Source organism: Falseniella ignava (assembly GCF_002847645.1).
Taxonomy (GTDB): Bacteria; Bacillota; Bacilli; order Lactobacillales; family Aerococcaceae; genus Falseniella; species Falseniella ignava.
In genome coordinates, this window is the sequence record NZ_PKHE01000002.1 from 51216 (window position 1) to 67924 (window position 16709).

13 protein-coding genes are annotated in these 16709 nt (G+C 40.2%); 11 read left to right on the forward strand and 2 right to left on the reverse strand.

Going from position 1 to position 16709, the window contains the following annotated elements; all coding sequences use genetic code 11:
• Window positions 1–58 precede the first annotated feature (58 nt).
• The 9 genes from pstC to CYJ57_RS01275 all read left to right on the forward strand — a co-directional run bounded on the left by pstC (window position 59) and on the right by CYJ57_RS01275 (window position 8828).
• A complete protein-coding gene (pstC, locus tag CYJ57_RS01235; RefSeq protein WP_006701708.1) occupies window positions 59–922 on the forward strand; it encodes a phosphate ABC transporter permease subunit PstC in 864 nt (287 codons plus the stop codon).
• Complete coding sequence (pstA, locus tag CYJ57_RS01240) at window positions 922–1743, forward strand: phosphate ABC transporter permease PstA (RefSeq protein ID WP_006701709.1); 822 nt, start codon at window positions 922–924, stop codon at window positions 1741–1743. Before pstC ends, pstA begins: the two co-directional genes overlap by 1 nt.
• A gap of 1 nt (window position 1744) precedes the next feature.
• A complete protein-coding gene (pstB, locus tag CYJ57_RS01245) occupies window positions 1745–2503 on the forward strand; it encodes a phosphate ABC transporter ATP-binding protein PstB (RefSeq protein ID WP_006701710.1) in 759 nt (252 codons plus the stop codon).
• A gap of 17 nt (window positions 2504–2520) precedes the next feature.
• The gene (phoU, locus tag CYJ57_RS01250; RefSeq protein WP_006701711.1) at window positions 2521–3186 is read left to right on the forward strand and encodes a phosphate signaling complex protein PhoU; all 666 of its coding nucleotides are present in this window, start codon (window positions 2521–2523) and stop codon (window positions 3184–3186) included.
• 277 nt (window positions 3187–3463) lie between these two features.
• Window positions 3464–5293 carry an alkaline phosphatase gene (locus tag CYJ57_RS01255; RefSeq protein ID WP_101953750.1) on the forward strand — a complete coding sequence of 610 codons (1830 nt, stop codon included), beginning with the start codon at window positions 3464–3466 and terminating at the stop codon, window positions 5291–5293.
• Between the two features lie 79 nt (window positions 5294–5372).
• The gene (locus CYJ57_RS01260) at window positions 5373–5984 is read left to right on the forward strand and encodes a hypothetical protein (protein ID WP_101953751.1); all 612 of its coding nucleotides are present in this window, start codon (window positions 5373–5375) and stop codon (window positions 5982–5984) included.
• Between the two features lie 11 nt (window positions 5985–5995).
• On the forward strand, window positions 5996–7195 hold the full coding sequence (locus CYJ57_RS01265) for a hypothetical protein (protein ID WP_101953752.1): 1200 nt from the start codon (window positions 5996–5998) through the stop codon (window positions 7193–7195).
• Between the two features lie 320 nt (window positions 7196–7515).
• Complete coding sequence (locus CYJ57_RS01270) at window positions 7516–8406, forward strand: substrate-binding domain-containing protein (protein ID WP_101953753.1); 891 nt, start codon at window positions 7516–7518, stop codon at window positions 8404–8406.
• A 17-nt stretch (window positions 8407–8423) separates the two neighbouring features.
• Window positions 8424–8828 (forward strand): (deoxy)nucleoside triphosphate pyrophosphohydrolase, encoded by a 405-nt coding sequence (locus tag CYJ57_RS01275; RefSeq protein WP_006701716.1) that lies wholly within the window; start codon window positions 8424–8426, stop codon window positions 8826–8828.
• Window positions 8829–8879: 51 nt separating this feature from the next.
• Here CYJ57_RS01275 and CYJ57_RS01280 read toward each other — a convergent pair whose 3' ends face one another.
• A complete protein-coding gene (locus tag CYJ57_RS01280; RefSeq protein WP_101953754.1) occupies window positions 8880–11834 on the reverse strand; it encodes a DEAD/DEAH box helicase in 2955 nt (984 codons plus the stop codon).
• A 232-nt stretch (window positions 11835–12066) separates the two neighbouring features.
• Between CYJ57_RS01280 and CYJ57_RS01285 the strand changes: the two genes are divergently transcribed.
• Both CYJ57_RS01285 and uvrA read left to right on the forward strand, forming a co-directional pair.
• A complete protein-coding gene (locus tag CYJ57_RS01285; protein ID WP_006701718.1) occupies window positions 12067–12957 on the forward strand; it encodes a substrate-binding domain-containing protein in 891 nt (296 codons plus the stop codon).
• Window positions 12958–13098: 141 nt separating this feature from the next.
• A complete protein-coding gene (gene uvrA, locus CYJ57_RS01290) occupies window positions 13099–15921 on the forward strand; it encodes an excinuclease ABC subunit UvrA (RefSeq protein WP_101953755.1) in 2823 nt (940 codons plus the stop codon).
• On the opposite strand, the gene yaaA is transcribed toward uvrA, so the two are convergent.
• Window positions 15922–16680: a peroxide stress protein YaaA gene (yaaA, locus tag CYJ57_RS01295; RefSeq protein ID WP_180764347.1), complete on the reverse strand. Its 759-nt coding sequence runs from the start codon at window positions 16678–16680 to the stop codon at window positions 15922–15924.
• Window positions 16681–16709 lie beyond the last annotated feature (29 nt).

Genomic DNA, 16709 nt, shown 5'->3' on the forward strand with positions numbered 1-16709 from the left:
GCCACGTACAATAGGAATGTAGTACAGATCCATCGGATAGAAAGCAAGGTGTGCTCGTATGCAAAAGAATTTTAATGAAGTATTGATGCGGTATATATTTTTAATATGTGCCTGCATGTCCATTGTATCGATTATCTTTATTTTTTATTTCGTTTTTGAAGGTGGCCTTCCTTTTATTATGGAAGAAGGCATTGGTAACTTTATTTTTAATACTGTTTGGCGGCCAACTGCATCCAATCCATCCTTTGGAATTGGACCGATGATTATTGGGTCCTTTATTGTCACAATTGGGGCTGTTATTGTGGGAGTTCCAATTGGTGTTTTAACAGCGGTCTTTCTGGCTTACTATTGTCCGAAAAATTTATATCGATTGGTTAAACCTGCTGTCAACTTAATGGCTTCAATTCCTTCGATTGTTTATGGCTACTTTGCCCTGCGGATGTTGGTACCTTTCTTCCAAAAAGTGATGGGAGGATCCGGGATGAATATGGTTACAGCTTCCGTATTGTTAGGGATTATGATTTTACCGACAATTATAGGTCTATCTGAGTCATCAATTAGATCAGTGCCAAAATCTTATTACCAAGCGAGTATCGGATTAGGAGCAAATCATGATCGCTCAGTGATGGCTGTCGTTGTTCCGGCAGCTCGTTCTGGGATTTTTTCATCGATTATTTTAGGAATTGGGCGAGCGATTGGGGAGACGATGGCGGTAATCTTAGTAACAGGGAACCAACCGAGAATTCCATCTTCATTGAACCAAGGGGTCCGAACTTTAACGACGAATATTGTGTTAGAGATGGGGTACGCATCGGGCCGACACCGTGAGTCTTTGATTGCTACAGCGGTCGTTCTATTTATCTTTATTATTATCTTAAATGCGATCTTTATGGTAGTTAAGAATAGAGGAGTGAAAAAATAATGAAAGATAAATTGACTTTAACCCGCGTACTTATCTGGGGAGCGGCTTTATTTACATTAGGAATTTTACTATTCATTATTGCTTATATTTTATGGCAAGGGGTTCCAGCGCTATCGCCGGAAATCTTCGCTTGGAATTACACAACGAGTAATGTTTCGATGATGCCAGCGATTATTTCAACATTGATTATTATTGTGATTTCACTTTTAATAGCTGGACCTATTGGTGTTTTCACAGGCTTTTACTTAGTAGAATATGCCAATCAAAATAATAAAATACTACCCATTATTCGTTTAGCAACCGACACGTTAGCGGCGGTCCCTTCGATTGTTTACGGTCTTTTTGGGATGTTGCTCTTTGTGACGCGTCTGGAATGGGGTTATTCACATTGGGCTGGAATTATTACCATTACGATTATGATCTTGCCAATTATTATTTCATCAACAGAAGAAGCATTACGCGCAGTTGATAATTCGTTAAGGCAAGCTAGTTTTGGATTAGGTGCGGGCCAACTTCGTACAATCTTTACCGTTGTACTTCCGGTTGCGATGCCCGGAATTTTATCGGGTATTATATTATCGATCGGACGTATTGTTGGGGAATCTGCAGCTTTCCTATACACGTTAGGTTCGTCGTCAGGGATGCTTTCGAAGTTAACGGATTCAGGTAGAACCTTGGCCGTGCATATGTATGTTTTATCTAGTGAAGGTCGACATGTACAGGAAGCTTTTGCGACTGCGACCGTGTTAATTATTTTAGTGTTAGTCATCAATTACATTTCAACCCGACTCAGTCGTCGTTTAAGCCAAGGAGGAAAATAAAATGCCAGTAAATAAATTTGAAATTAAAGATTTAGATTTCTTCTATGGGGATTTCCAAGCTCTTCACAAAATTAATATGGATATTGAGGAGAAATTAGTAACGGCATTAATTGGCCCTTCTGGTTGCGGGAAATCGACCTTTTTAAAAATTTTAAATCGAATGCAAGATCTAATTCCAGGCACGCGCGTGGAAGGGGATGTCTTGCTTGATGGTCAAGATATTTTCCAAAAAGGTTACGATGTGAACCAATTACGCAAACAAGTTGGAATGGTGTTCCAGCATCCGAACCCTTTCCCTAAAAGTATATACGACAATATTGCCTACGGGCCAAGAACGCATGGTATTAAAGACTCAACCGAATTAGACCGAATCGTCGAGGAAAGTTTGAAGTCTGCCGCTATTTGGGATGAAGTTAAAGACAAATTGGATAAGCCTGCTACGGCGATATCAGGGGGGCAACAACAAAGAATTTGTATAGCCCGTGCAATTGCCAATCAGCCCGAAGTTCTATTGATGGACGAACCAACATCGGCTCTAGACCCAATCTCGACCGGTAAGATTGAAGAGTTAATTGAAGAATTAAAGAAAACTTACACGGTAGTCATCGTCACACACAATATGCAACAAGCTGCCCGTATTTCCGATAAAACCGCTTTCTTTTTAACGGGAGAAATGATAGAATTTGATGATACAGAGATTATCTTTACCAATCCAACAGATCAACGAACAGACGATTACATTTCGGGTCGATTTGGTTAATAAAGGAGTGAAGTGACATGAGAAAGTCTTTCCAAAATGAATTAGAACAATACCGTGATCATTTAACGTATATTGCGAATGCGGCGAATGAAGCAATCTACAAAGCCATTCAATCATTAAATCAACACGATCAAGTTTTGGCTGAAGAAGTCGTTAATGGAGATTTAAAGATTAATACTTTAGCCATTCAAATTGAACAAGAGGCTTACCGAATTATTGCACTGCAACAACCTGTTGCGTCAGATTTACGTAAAGTCTTTGCGGTATTATTGGCCAGTTCGGATATTGAGCGATTAGCTGACCATGCAAGTAATATTGCAGGGACAGTGATTCGTCGTCAAAATATCCCAATGGTGCGTGAAGCAGCAATTGATGAGATTATTAATCAAATGGCCGATATCGTGAAAGTGATGTTATCTGATGCGATTGAAGCATTTATTCAAGAAGATGCCACTAAAGCGCGAGAAGTAGCACTGCGCGATAATGAAGTGGATAGACTGCTGAAAGAAGTTTATGATCAAACAAATCATCTCATGCTGACACATACAGATGAAGACCGTATCGAAATCGCACGGGATTATGTGATTATCGCCAAAGCGCTCGAGCGTATGGGAGACTATGTGACAAATATTTGCGAGCGCATTGTCTATATGGAATCTGGCGAAATTGTAGAACTTGACTAAAGTTATGTGAGCCCACGATGAAGTGAGCTTTCCCCCAAAAGTTAGACCAAAAATCTAACTTCTGGGGGTTTTATTATGAGATGAAGCCCAATAATATTCCGACAAAAAGTCTTGAGATTAAGTCAGCTGGGGTTGTATTGCTTTTTTTGAAAATGTATGACAGAAAATATTTACAGTAACTTTACAGTAGTTTTACCTAAAAACTACTTCGAGTTGTTAATATGAGTATGAAATCATATGTATTTCAAAAAATTAAAAAAAGAGGAGCATAGAGAACATGAAAAAAACAATCTTGAAGACCTTGTCAACAGCTTTAGTTTTATCAACATTAAGCCCTGTTGCGGTCTTAGCCAAGCAAGAAGAAGGGCAATTTTCAGAATTACCAGTTGTGGCATTAGAAGAAGGGAGAGCACTCACGGAAGACTTAAGCTTAATTAGTGAAAGCCAAGCCAAATATGTCTTCTTATTTATTGGGGATGGTATGGGAAATATTCCAGTATCTGCGGCTGAATATTTCTTAGGACCTGATAATGGAAATGAAGGTAAAGGGCAAGCCCAAGCTCAACCTTTAAACTTCTCTCAATTCCCAGTAATTGGTTTGCAAAATCCAACTGATGCTGACCACTATGTGCCAGATTCGGCAGCAACTGCAACAGCTTTTGGAAATGGTGTTAAGATTGATTCAAATGTGATTGGTTTAACACCAGGTTATACTGAACAGACGGAATCTGTGGCTGAAAAAGCAAAAAACGATGGTAAGTCAGTAGGGATTTTATCTACCGTTACTTTAAACCATGCGACTCCAGCAGCCTTCTATGCTAATGTAGAACACCGTCGTAATTACTACGAAATTGGTGAACAAATGGCTTTATCTAACTTTGATTACTTTGCAGGTGGGTCTTTAGGTCGTCGTACTGGCGATAATAAAGACCAAAAAGACCTCTATGAAGTAATGGAAGAAAATGGATACACTGTAGCAGAAACCAAAGAAGAGTTCGAAGCCATTACTGCTGAAACAGGTAAAGTATATGCTCCTTCTGAAGTAATGTCAGATGCGGATGGCTCCTCTATGAAATACGCCATTGACCAAGAAGAAGGTGAACAAACCTTAGCAGATATGGTAGCAAAAGGTATAGAAGTATTATCTACTAATGAAAATGGATTCTTCATGATGACTGAATCTGGTAATATTGACTGGGCAGAACATGCCAACGATGCAGCAACAACCGTCAAAGAAGTGATCGATTTCCAAAATGCTATCCAAGAAGCGGTTGATTTCTACTATGAACACCCAGAAGAAACTTTGATTGTTGTAACTGCTGACCACCCAACCGGAGGTTTTACCATTGGTAACTCTGAAACAGGTTATAACTCTTATTTCCACTTATTAAATAACCAAAAAGTTTCTCAAAAAAAATTTGATACCATTTTTGCTGAATTACTAGAGGCTAACCCAGAATTAACTTTTGAAGAATTCCTACCAACTCTTGAAGCGAATTTTGGTTTTGTATTTGACTTAGAAGCAAGTGAAGATGTGTTGACTTTTGGTGAACTCGAAGCGGCTGAAGAAGCAGGTGAAGTGGAAGAAAAAGACTTAATGCTAGTGACTCCTTATGAATTAGAGGAATTAAAATATGCTTTCGAACAATCTAAATTACCATTTGAAGAACGTAATGCCGGTCAATCAGATATTATCAAGGGGTATCATTCATACCTACCAATCTCTATTGCTTCCACACGTTTACTTGCCCGTAAAGCGGGTCTAGCCTTTACAACCGTTGACCACTCTCCAGAACGTGTACCTGTTTATGCTATTGGTGCTGGTGCTGCTATGTTTGAAGGAAACTATGAAAATATCGACATTGCATACAAGTTACTCGCAGCTATGGGTCTTTATGAAGGCGGCGACACAAAGGTTGACAAAATTACGGTCACAGGTAAGGTTGATGCAAGTCAAGAAAACATTTCTGAAGAGACTAACCAACCAGGTGATGACTCGAGTGAAGTATCTGAAGAATCAAGTGAAGATAGTTCTGAAGAGGAAAGCGCTGAACAAGAAATTGTAGAAGAAAGCTCAGAGGAATCTTCTGAAGAAGCTACTGAATAACTCAGCCTTCTCAACAAAATGATGACTTTAAGCATGGGGTGGGTTAGAACCCTGTGCTTTTTAGTTTAAAGGAGTAATTATGTACAAAAATTTTATCAAGAGTTTGATATGTCTTTTCGTTCTATTGCCGGCGGGTATAACTCATAGAATTCAGGGCATGGAGTTAAAGGATTTGCCCTTTGAAGGTTACTATATTAATCAAGAAGACAATGCCATCGAAGGATTGGTGTTTAAAGAGAATGAATTGTATGTTTATGTAAAGGTCCTTGAAGCTATTGATGAAGATCTGGCAGGTTACGAGGATCTAGCCCAGTTAACGGAATTTCATTCTTTTCCTTATCCAGACTTAAACGCCTATAGCCAGTCGGTAAAACAGGTCTATATGGAAGAATTTAACTTGCCTTTTGATTTACAGGAAATTTATCAAAATCTCCTAAATCAAATTGAACCAAAGATGTCTCAAGAAGATGTGCTCCACCTACTTAATCAGGAAATTCCTGGCATTTATTATACTCAAAGAGCGGGCTATCACTATTTTATCATTGCAAGCCCTAGTGTTACTGAGGTGGATGATGGCTGGCAAGTTTTTCTATTCGGTCAGGAACTTTTCACTTTCAAACAAGCAGGACAAAAGATACTAGATCACGCCGGTCGAGAATTCGAGTATGTGGATGGCATTATGCCCCATTAGAAGGAGAAATCATGAAGAAAAAAATAGTCAATTACACCCTGATTCTTAGTTTAATGGTGGGATCTTTTCATAGTCTAATCCAGGTTCAAGCGAACGAATCTTCAACTGAGGATTCAACAGAAAAGGTCGCTCAGTCCTCTCAAGGCGTGACAGAAGGTGAAGATGATCACGTCAATCATGGACATCATCACCACCATGATCATAATGAAGAAGAGATAGAAGACTTACCTGACCATATTCAATCTATCAAGTCCTCTTTTGTCGATCATCATCATAACCATGGTATTAAGCGAGCTAATTTCATCCCAGAGGAAATTCTGAATCCTGATGATTCAACTTATCAAGCTCCTAGAGAAGTAGCAGATTATCAGGGGTTTTACCAAGGGAATCTCCGTTTAGAGGAGCTAGGTGTTGATTTAAAAATTATTTTATCCATCGAAGATGATGGTCTTTTTAACCTAGCATATTACTTTGTTCAAGATGAAGATAACCGAGGTCAACGCTTTTATGCAGATGACCAGGAACAGGTGCGGTCACGCCCAGCAATCTATAACGACTTGGTTATTATGACTGGCGGTTTGAAGGAAGGAGAAGTTGGACTATTCGGTGGATTGATTCGTAAGACCCTTTCGCCGGTTGTGTTATTAGGACAAAGTGGGCAACCGGTTGCTCTATATCCCTATACGAATATGGCTTATGACTTAAGAGAAACTTATCGTAAGTATCGTATCTACCAAAACATCGGTCTTTATTTGGCAGAAGGTAGTGTTTATATCGATGTGAATCATCTGACTGGTTTGGATTCAGAGACTTCTTATCAAGTGGAATTAGAACGATTCGAGGAGGAGAGTGAGGATCATTTCTTAGTGGAAAAGTATAGCTATGAAATCTTACAAGAATCCTTTGATCAATATTTAGTCGATCATAATGATTTTGCCTTTGATTTTGAGACAGCGAATGACTTCCTTCAAGAAATTTTAGCTATGCATTTACAAACTAATCGCTCTTTTCCATTGGATACAAAGGTTTCGATGGTTGATCCAAGCCAAGTTGCAGTTGATCTGGGAGAAGATCGATTCATTAAATGGGCATTTATTATTGACCAGGCAGAGTTATATCTATACGATGGTGAGTCAGTTTATTTAGCGGATGGCTTACATAAAGAAGGCGGAATTTATCACGCAGACCAATGGATAAAATCAAAAAATTAAAAATGAAAGAATATAATTCTCTTAAAGTAGAAAATAAAGATAGTAGCTATTTTAGGAGGTGTATTTTGTTTTGGTAGGCTTGCCACTCTTGGGCAAGGTTAATGACTCTATTGATGCACTACAAGTAAGCAAAAAATCACAGGTGTGGTTATAGAGAAAGGAAGCCCCTCGCTTAAGTTGAGCCCCAAAAGTTAGACTAAATTTAACTTTTGAGATCGCAACAGTTATGTGGGCTTTTTTTGTTTGAATCAAGGCTGAAGGTGGCATCAAAGGTGAAGTCCGACTATAATGAAAGGTAGAACATGCAAGGAGGCTCTATTATGATTCAGAAGAAATATTTTACTTTACTATTAAGTATTTTATTATTTATCCCCATTCGACCGGCTTCAGCTCAATCGGGACTGATTACCATTGTTTCTCGCGAAGATGGTTCAGGGACGCGCCAAGCTTTTACTCAAATTATGGGCGTCACCGATGAGCTGGGCGATGATATTACGACCTTTGAAGCGAATATCCAAAATCAAACGAGTGGCGCTATGCAAGTCGTTGCTAATGATCGTCAAGCAATTAGTTATATTTCGTTAGGCTCAGTTGATGACTCTGTTAAAATTATAGCGGTAGACGGTGTCATGCCTACCCCAGAAACAGTGAATGATGGCAGTTACCCAATTGCTCGACCATTTCTATTAACATGGGGTAAGGAATTAACGGATTTACAAACTGACTTCCTTTCATTTATTCATTCGAAGCAAGGACAAACGATTGTAGAATCTGCTGGTTTTATTGCAGTTTCTGAAAAGGAATCGATGCAAAGTGAGGATAATAGTGAGTCAATCGTCAACAGATTACCAGATTATAAAGCAAACTCATCTCTTAAAGGAACGATTGAGTTAGTTGGGTCAACCTCTGTCACTCCTGTCTTGGAGCAATTGGCCGAAGCATATAGTGAATTAACCGGCGTAAAAGTCAATATCCAGTCTACGGGTTCATCAGCAGGCATTCAAGCAGCCCTCGAAGGGACTGCAGACTTTGGCATGTCTTCTCGAGCATTAAGCGAAGCTGAAGATGAGAAATTAGAATCATCGATTATTGCTCAAGATACCATCGCGGTGATTGTTAACCCCGATAATCCGCTAACGAGTTTAAGCTTAGAAGATATCCGAGGTATCTTTATTGGGGGTATTGAAGACTGGTCCCAAGTTACGAAGTAGGAAAAGGTGATATTGAAATGGTAAAACAAATTAAGGTTGTAGGGGCCGCAATCGTAGATCCAAAGACCGGTCATATCCTCATCGGCCAGCGCGGTCCGACCCAAAGTTTAGCAGGAATGTGGGAATTCCCTGGAGGGAAGATTGAGCCGGGTGAGACAGAACCCGAAGCATTGATGCGAGAAATTCAAGAAGAATTAAATTTATCGATTGAAGTGAATGAAGCAATCGATACAGCGTCTTATCAGTATGATTTTGGTCAGGTAACGATGACAGTCTATTACGCTACATTGCGAGGTGGGGAATTAAAAAGGCTTGAGCATGCTGAAATTCGATGGGTAAGTGTTGAGGAATTAGCTGACTTTAATTGGGCTCCGGTCGATATTCCCATCGTAAATACTATAATTAAGAAACATCGAGAATAGCCTTAATAAATAAGCTATCTGCCTGGGGTAATTAGGTAGATAGCTTATTTTTTATGTATGGAGTGTGTGTGTTAAATAATGATAGAGGTCGTATTTAACCGGTGTCTCGAGGATTAAGTCCATCGTAACGATATCAAGTAGTTGATTATTTGCAGGTATTTTAGTTTCGCAAAATGATTCAGGGTGAGTTTGGACCGGACCTAAATAGTAAAAGTCACTTCCTTCAGCATCTTCCTTCTTCACAAAGAGGTGAATTTGTAGCCCCGTAGCTTGGCTATGATAAAGTTGTTGAACTTCTTTCGAAGCAAGCGTTCTCCGGCTGCGGGTATACCACTGAAATATTTGTTGGTTGCGGAATTGGTCTTCGTACATCGTTGAATCTGAGATATCTTCATTTTTATGATAGGTTACAAAAATTGGACAAGTGCCGTGTTTTGTTTTATATCCATAAACAGTGCTACTCTCATCAGTGTTCCAATTGAGCAGCCGACAAGCATCCTTTCGACTATACTTCATACCTATATCTAGTTGACCTTGATAGCCCGCGGGATATTGCTTTGACTGATACAGACCAGTTTGAATAATATCATTGGCGACGTTTAAGGCAGCCGTATCATTGAACAGATTAGTGAGTCGTGAATCAAGTTGGTATTGTCCCTTACGGTAAATGACCACTGGCCCTTGATATCGCTTCTGTTCACTTTGAGTGTAAAATGATAGGTCGAGGATTCGGTGAACCGATTGACGTAACGCATCATTCCATGTGACACCTTCTTTTTTAAATACCGTTTGGAGCTCGGATTCATAAATAGTCCCGTTGCGACTAAAAATCTCTCGTAAAATAATCAATTCGTGGGGACGTTTGCCATTGAGTAATTCACGGGTCATAAAATCGAGTAGGGCATGGTATTGAGGATCGAGCGTGATATGATCATAATTTGAGAATTTATTGATTACATCCGCATATGTTTTAAAGGTCGGGTTTTCGAAAAAAACGGCTGGATCCATCTGTTGTTGCGTTAAGTAGTCAATCATCCAAGGAGTTCGTCCAAGCCGTTCCTCTAAGGTTAAATAATTTTTTCTCAGATGTTGGATGCTCGATAATTTCGCTTGGGTAATGGACGCGAAAATTTGATTTTTTGCAATTTGTTCAAAATTAACCGACGTTAATCCTTGGATTTGATTAAGATCACTCATTTGTCGACGATAATTATCTTTGTTAGAAGAGCGATCCCCAAATAATGCAATGGGAATTAAGTAGTTATTTTGATAATTGCCGATAAAATCAATCACTGTCACAAATTCTTTTGAAGGATGTTTCCGTAGTCCTCGTCCAAGTTGTTGTGTAAAAATAATGCTGGAAGCAGTTTGGCGTAACATAATCACTTGATTAATCGAAGGAATATCAATCCCTTCATTGAAAATATCGACCGTTAAAATGTATTCCAGTTGTCCTGACTCCAATTGCTCGATGGCTCTTTGACGAACAGGTTGCGGGTCTTTACCGGATAAGTAAGTTGTTTTTAAGCCATATTGATTGAGTTTATTCGATAGAGTACGGGCCTCTTCAACGGAACCGACAAATATTAATCCTCGAGAGGGGTGTCCTTCAAAGCTGTAATAATCAATCTTCTCAATAATATGTCGGACACGTTCATCAGAAGTCAATTGATTAAAGTGAGTGAACTCATCCAGTAGCTTGCCGTCGGACATTATTTCAGTGACCCCATAATATAAAAATGGCGACAGCATTTCAGCCTCCAGTGCTTCACGCAATCGGATCTCATAGGCAATATTATAATCAAATAATTCATATAAATTATAATCATCCGTTCGATCCGGAGTGGCCGTCATTCCTAATAAAAAATCAGGTTTAAAATGGTCAATCACACGTAAATAAGAGGGAGCCCCAGCACGGTGTGCTTCATCAATTAAAATATAATCAAAATCATCCGGGCTGAAACTTTGGAGATTATCTTCTCTCGAGAGCGATTGAATCGTTGCAAATAAATATTGAACATGTGAATCAACAGGTTGATTACTGCGGTATATGGCTGCTTGCCCTGCTGAAAAACCGAGTACACGTTGAAAATCATCCAAGGCTTGATTTAAGATTTGTTCTCGATGGACGATAAATAACATTCGCCGAGGTTGATATTGCTTTACGTCAAAAGCTGCGAGATAGGTTTTCCCTGTTCCAGTAGCACTAATAACGAGACTACGATGTGCTCCACTGTGACGAATTGAATCGAGTCCTTTCAATGCTTCTTGTTGCATGGCGTTAGGTTTTATTGAGACTGGATAATAGGGAGTAAGCGGATCGTTGATAAGTTCTAAAGGTAATGCTTGATTTGTCTTATCAAGGTCAGAACTCTTTCCAGTTCCCAATCTATTTTTGATTGAAAAAATTTGAGGTTGCCGAAGTTGTTCATATTTTTGGATATAGTGCTCATCAATATGAGAAGCTTGATCCCATACGGCACGGAATTCAGTCATCGCTTCCTGAATAAATTGTCCATTATGGGTTGAAGTTAGCGAGACATTCCATTCATAGTTCGTTTTAAGGGCCGAATCGGTTAGGTTTGAACTTCCGGTTATTAACACTTGATAACCATTTAAGTTGAACCAGTAGCTTTTTGCGTGATGATTTAGATTGGAATTTGCAATCTTTACTTCGACTTGGGGAAATTTTAATAATTCCCTTAAGGTGGCGGGATGATTGAAACTTAAGTAGGGCGAAACGAGAATTTTACCATGGCCCCCTCGCAATGCAAAATCAGCTAATTGCGTCTTAATCATTCCAAGTCCAGCTTGGGTGACAAAGGCAATATTAAAAGCAAATTCATTTGCTTCCATCAGTAATTCTTGAATACTCGTAATTACATGCCGACCTTCTTCATGCCGATTAATAATTAATTGAGGTGCATATGAGTATTGGGTATAGTGTTGGGGGTCTACGAGACTATGGCCAAGCGAGCTCATGAGTCTCTGTTCAAAATTAGTCATATGCAACCTTCTTTCTTTATTATCTAAGTACAATTAGTATAACAGATCTGATCTGTCCAGATCGAGTGCAATTCATCTTCTTTGATGAAGCGAAAGGATACGTCTTTACACAACCTTTACATTCAATTTACTCAGAATTAATAATGGGTTGTTACACTAACAGTGTACTGATGATGATGTCAGTCAATAATTAAAAACCAAGTAGTTTTTGTTAAAGGAGAGAATGATTCATATGAAAAAAGCTTTATCATTTTTAACCGCAGCTGGTGTTGCTGTATCTGCCCTTGCATCAGTTTATGCACAAGAAGGTCCTATCACTATTATTTCTCGTGAAGACGGTTCAGGTACACGTACTGCTTTCGTTGAAATTGTCGGTGTCGTAGATGAAAATGGCGACGACATGACAACATTGGATGCAAGTATCCAAAATCAAACAAGTGGTGTTATCCAAGCGGTATCAAATGATCCATCAGGAATTGGTTATATCTCATTAGGATCTTTAGATGAATCCGTTAAAGCTTTAAAAGTTGATGGCGTTGAAGCTACTGCAGAAAATATCAATGCAGGCGACTATGCGATTGCGCGTCCATTCAACGTTGCATGGGGTGAAGAATTATCTGCAACAGCAGAAGACTTCTTATCATTTATCCACTCAAAACAAGGTCAAACATTAGTTGAAGAAGAAGGCTTCATTGCGGTAGCGCCAAGTAAAGAAGGCGAAGAAGATAAAGCCGAAGAAGGCGCAAGTGTTATTGACTCATTAGAAGAATACACACCAGGTGAAGGTCTTGAAGAAACACTTGAAGTAGTAGGTTCAACTTCTGTTGCGCCAATTATGGAACGTTTAGCAGAAGAGTACAAAGCATTAACCGGTGTTACAGTAAACATCCAAGCGACAGGATCATCTGCCGGAATCCAAGCTGCGCAAGAAGGAACAGCTGACTTAGGTATGGCTTCACGGGCTTTAACAGAAGAAGAAGCCGAAACATTAAATTATGACCGCATTGCAATGGACGGAATTGCGGTAGTTGTTAACAATGAAAACGAACTTGAAGATATTTCTATTGAAAATGTTCGTAAAATCTTCTTAGGCGAAATCTTAAACTGGGAAGACGTTAAATAATTACAACTAAATTAAGCTAACCAATCAATTATAGAACCAAGTACCGAGCGTACTTGGTTTTTTATGCGAAGCGTTGAACGAACGTTTGTTTGCTTTGTGTGTTATAATAGAAGGGTATGTGATAGGAGAGGAGCGATTGCCTTGGTACAAGATAAAATTATTGTAAAAGGTGCACGAACGCATAACTTAAAAAATATTAACCTTGAAATACCTCGTGATGCGATGGTTGTAGTTACTGGACTATCTGGTTCCGGAAAGAGTTCGTTAGCCTTTGACACATTATATGCCGAAGGACAAAGGCGATACGTTGAAAGCTTATCGGCTTATGCGCGTCAATTCTTAGGTCAGATGGATAAACCCGATGTCGATTCAATCGATGGACTCAGTCCAGCAATATCGATCGATCAAAAAACGACGAGCCAAAACCCACGGTCAACTGTGGGGACAGCGACTGAGATTAATGATTATTTACGGTTATTATTTGCCCGTGTCGGGGTTCCATATTGTCCAACGCACCAAATTCCGATTGAACGACAAAGCCCGGAACAGATGGTGAATCGGATTCTTGAATTACCCGAACGCACCCGGATTCAAATTTTAGCTCCTTTAGTTCGTGAGAAAAAAGGACAACATGTAAAATTATTTGAACGCATCAATAAAGAAGGTTTCGTACGCGTTCGAGTGGATGGTGAAATCTACGATGTCACCGAAGTACCTGAATTAAATAAAAATTCAAAACACACGATCGAAGTCGTCGTTGACCGTATCGTGATTAAAGATGGCATTCGCAGCCGACTATTCGATTCGGTAGAGCAAGCCTTGACATTGAGTGAAGGCTATATGGTCGTGGATGTCATCGGCGAGGAACCGTTGTATTTTAACGAGCATTTTGCCTGCCCATTGTGTGATTTTTCGATTGATGAATTAGAACCGCGCTTGTTTTCATTTAACGCGCCGTTTGGCTCATGCCCAGCTTGTGATGGATTAGGTTTCAAATTAACGGTAGATGAGGACTTGGTCATTCCAGATCCGAGTTTATCCATTGAAGAAGGTGTCTTCGCTCCATGGAATCCAATCAGCTCGAATTATTATCCGTCGATGTTGGATCAGTTCGCGAAATCATATGGTATTCCAACAGATGTCCCTTATAACGAATTGACCAAAGACCAGCAAGAAAAGTTGAAATACGGGGGAGAAGGGACGGCCTTTAAGTTTACCTTTAAGACCATGGCAGGTAAGACGCGGACGGTGGAGCAACCGTTTGAAGGTGTGATGAATAACGTAGAACGCCGCTATCACGAGACCAATTCAGATTATACGCGCGATGTGATGCGTGAATATATGCAAGAATTAACGTGTAAGAAATGCCACGGCGCACGTTTAACGGATGAAGCTTTGTCGGTTAAGATTGCCGGAATGAATATTGCGGAAGTGACTGAATTATCAATTGGAGAAGCACTAGCTTTCTTTAATCAACTAACTTTTGAGTCCGGAGATCAGATCATTGCCCGACCAATCTTAAAAGAAATTCAAGACCGTTTAACGTTCTTAAATGAAGTGGGATTGGATTATTTAACGCTAAGCCGGATGGCTGGAACGCTCTCAGGCGGTGAGTCTCAACGGATTCGATTAGCAACTCAAATTGGTTCTAACTTATCGGGAGTCCTCTATATTTTAGATGAACCATCGATTGGGCTGCACCAACGTGACAATTCGAAATTATTGAAGTCGCTTCAGCGGATGCGTGATCTAGGGAACACCTTGATTGTCGTCGAACACGATGAAGAGACGATGATTGAAGCGGACTACTTGATTGATATTGGTCCAGGAGCAGGCGAGCTAGGTGGACAAATTGTGGCGGCTGGAACACCCGAAGAGGTTAAAGCTAATCCAGACTCGATTACAGGTCGCTATCTCGCCGGTATTGAATCAATTCCGGTACCGAGCGAACGCCGTCAAGAAGACCTAGGTTGGATTGAAATCAAAGGTGCTAAAGAGAATAACTTAAAAAATGTGGATGTTGCCTTTCCAATTGGTCGTCTAACCGTGGTGACAGGCGTTTCAGGTTCAGGTAAGAGTAGTTTGGTGAATTCGATTTTGAAGACATCATTGGCACAGAAGTTGAACCGGGCGAAGTTACGACCGGGGCAATTTGATACCATTGATGGCTATCAATCCTTGGATAAAATTATTGATATCGATCAAAGTCCGATTGGTAAGACTCCCCGGTCAAACCCGGCAACTTATACGAGCGTCTTCGATGATATTCGAGCCTTGTTTGCTCAGACGAATGAAGCGAAGATGCGTGGCTACAGTAAAGGCCGCTTTAGTTTTAACGTGAAAGGTGGCCGATGTGAAGCTTGTAAAGGGGGCGGCGTAAAGCAGATTGAAATGCACTTCTTGCCGGATGTCGAAGTCCCTTGCGAAGTTTGCCATGGGACACGCTATAATTCTGAGACCCTTGAGATTAAATTCCGAGGCAAAAACATCGCCCAAGTCTTGGATATGACAGCGGATGATGCGTTAGAATTCTTCGCAGCGCATCCAAAAATCAAACGTAAATTACAGACCATTGTCGATGTGGGGCTGGGTTATATCCGATTAGGACAATCTGCTACTACGCTCTCGGGTGGGGAAGCCCAGCGGATGAAGTTAGCTTCAGAGTTGCAACGGGTGGCGACGGGGAATACCCTTTATGTCTTAGATGAGCCAACAACAGGACTGCATACGCATGACATTAAGAAGTTACTGCAAGTGATTGACCGCCTAGTTGAAGCGGGAAATACAGTCGTTGTGATTGAACATAACTTAGATGTCATTAAAACGGCGGATTATATTATTGACTTAGGCCCTGAAGGAGGCTCCGGTGGAGGTGAAATTATCGCCACTGGGACACCGGAAGCCGTGGCCCAAGTTCCAGAAAGTTATACCGGACAATATTTAAAACAGTATTTAAAACAATAATTATGACTTAGTGCAATAGACATAGTGAGTGGTTGACGAGCGCTCAGCATCAAAGGACAATCCTAGTTCTTGAAATGCTTTAAGCTCGGTCGGATCACTCACTTCTTTTTCTGCTAAAAAACGGACCATGGCGCCACGCGCTTGTTTTGCGAGCGTAGCAGGTTGGTAATAGCGTTCTTTTTCAACGTCGTATTTATAGAAATCAAAGTCGATGACTTGGACTTTTGAACGGTCCAAGTATGGTAGGACTAATTTAGAGAATTCTGCGGAAGCTAAATTTAATAACGTTCCTCCATCAAGTGATAACGCTTGAGCCACTTTTTCACCCCAAAAGTCATATAAAGACGAGCTGGAATCTAATTGCAATTGGCAGTTAAAGTCCAATCGATAGGGTTTAATCGCATCAAAAGGACGCAACACCCCGTAAAGTGCGGATAATATACGTAAGTGCTCTGTTAAGTAACGCCACATTGATTCGGTCATTACATCGGCTTGCATTGCTTTAAATTGCAGTCCATTATAGCACAGTAGCGCAGGGCTCATCTGCACGGCATCCCAGTCTTGGAAGCGTTGGTAATTTGTTAGTGCAATTGATTCGTTTGATCGGTAGAGTTGTGCCAGTTCTTTCGGCGAATAAGTGGCTAAATGTTGAATGAGTTGATCCGCTTTTCTTTGAAAAATAGGTAGGGATATAGAAGAAATAACTTCTTCATCCGTAAATGTTTTGGCAGGTGAAATAATTGCAATGAGTGGTTGCATCGTTATCCTCCTCAATTTGTTCTTGAAAT

Excerpts from the sequence above, each read along its gene's own strand:
- CYJ57_RS01285 (WP_006701718.1), top strand. The coding sequence starts at position 12,067 with ATGAAAAAAGCTTTATCATTTTTAACCGCAGCTGGTGTTGCTGTATCT.
- yaaA (WP_180764347.1), bottom strand. The coding sequence starts at position 16,680 with ATGCAACCACTCATTGCAATTATTTCACCTGCCAAAACATTTACGGAT.
- CYJ57_RS01260 (WP_101953751.1), top strand. The coding sequence starts at position 5,373 with ATGTACAAAAATTTTATCAAGAGTTTGATATGTCTTTTCGTTCTATTG.
- pstC (WP_006701708.1), top strand. The coding sequence starts at position 59 with ATGCAAAAGAATTTTAATGAAGTATTGATGCGGTATATATTTTTAATA.
- pstB (WP_006701710.1), top strand. The coding sequence starts at position 1,745 with ATGCCAGTAAATAAATTTGAAATTAAAGATTTAGATTTCTTCTATGGG.
- CYJ57_RS01255 (WP_101953750.1), top strand. The coding sequence starts at position 3,464 with ATGAAAAAAACAATCTTGAAGACCTTGTCAACAGCTTTAGTTTTATCA.
- phoU (WP_006701711.1), top strand. The coding sequence starts at position 2,521 with ATGAGAAAGTCTTTCCAAAATGAATTAGAACAATACCGTGATCATTTA.
- CYJ57_RS01275 (WP_006701716.1), top strand. The coding sequence starts at position 8,424 with ATGGTAAAACAAATTAAGGTTGTAGGGGCCGCAATCGTAGATCCAAAG.
- CYJ57_RS01265 (WP_101953752.1), top strand. The coding sequence starts at position 5,996 with ATGAAGAAAAAAATAGTCAATTACACCCTGATTCTTAGTTTAATGGTG.
- pstA (WP_006701709.1), top strand. The coding sequence starts at position 922 with ATGAAAGATAAATTGACTTTAACCCGCGTACTTATCTGGGGAGCGGCT.
- CYJ57_RS01270 (WP_101953753.1), top strand. The coding sequence starts at position 7,516 with ATGATTCAGAAGAAATATTTTACTTTACTATTAAGTATTTTATTATTT.
- CYJ57_RS01280 (WP_101953754.1), bottom strand. The coding sequence starts at position 11,834 with ATGACTAATTTTGAACAGAGACTCATGAGCTCGCTTGGCCATAGTCTC.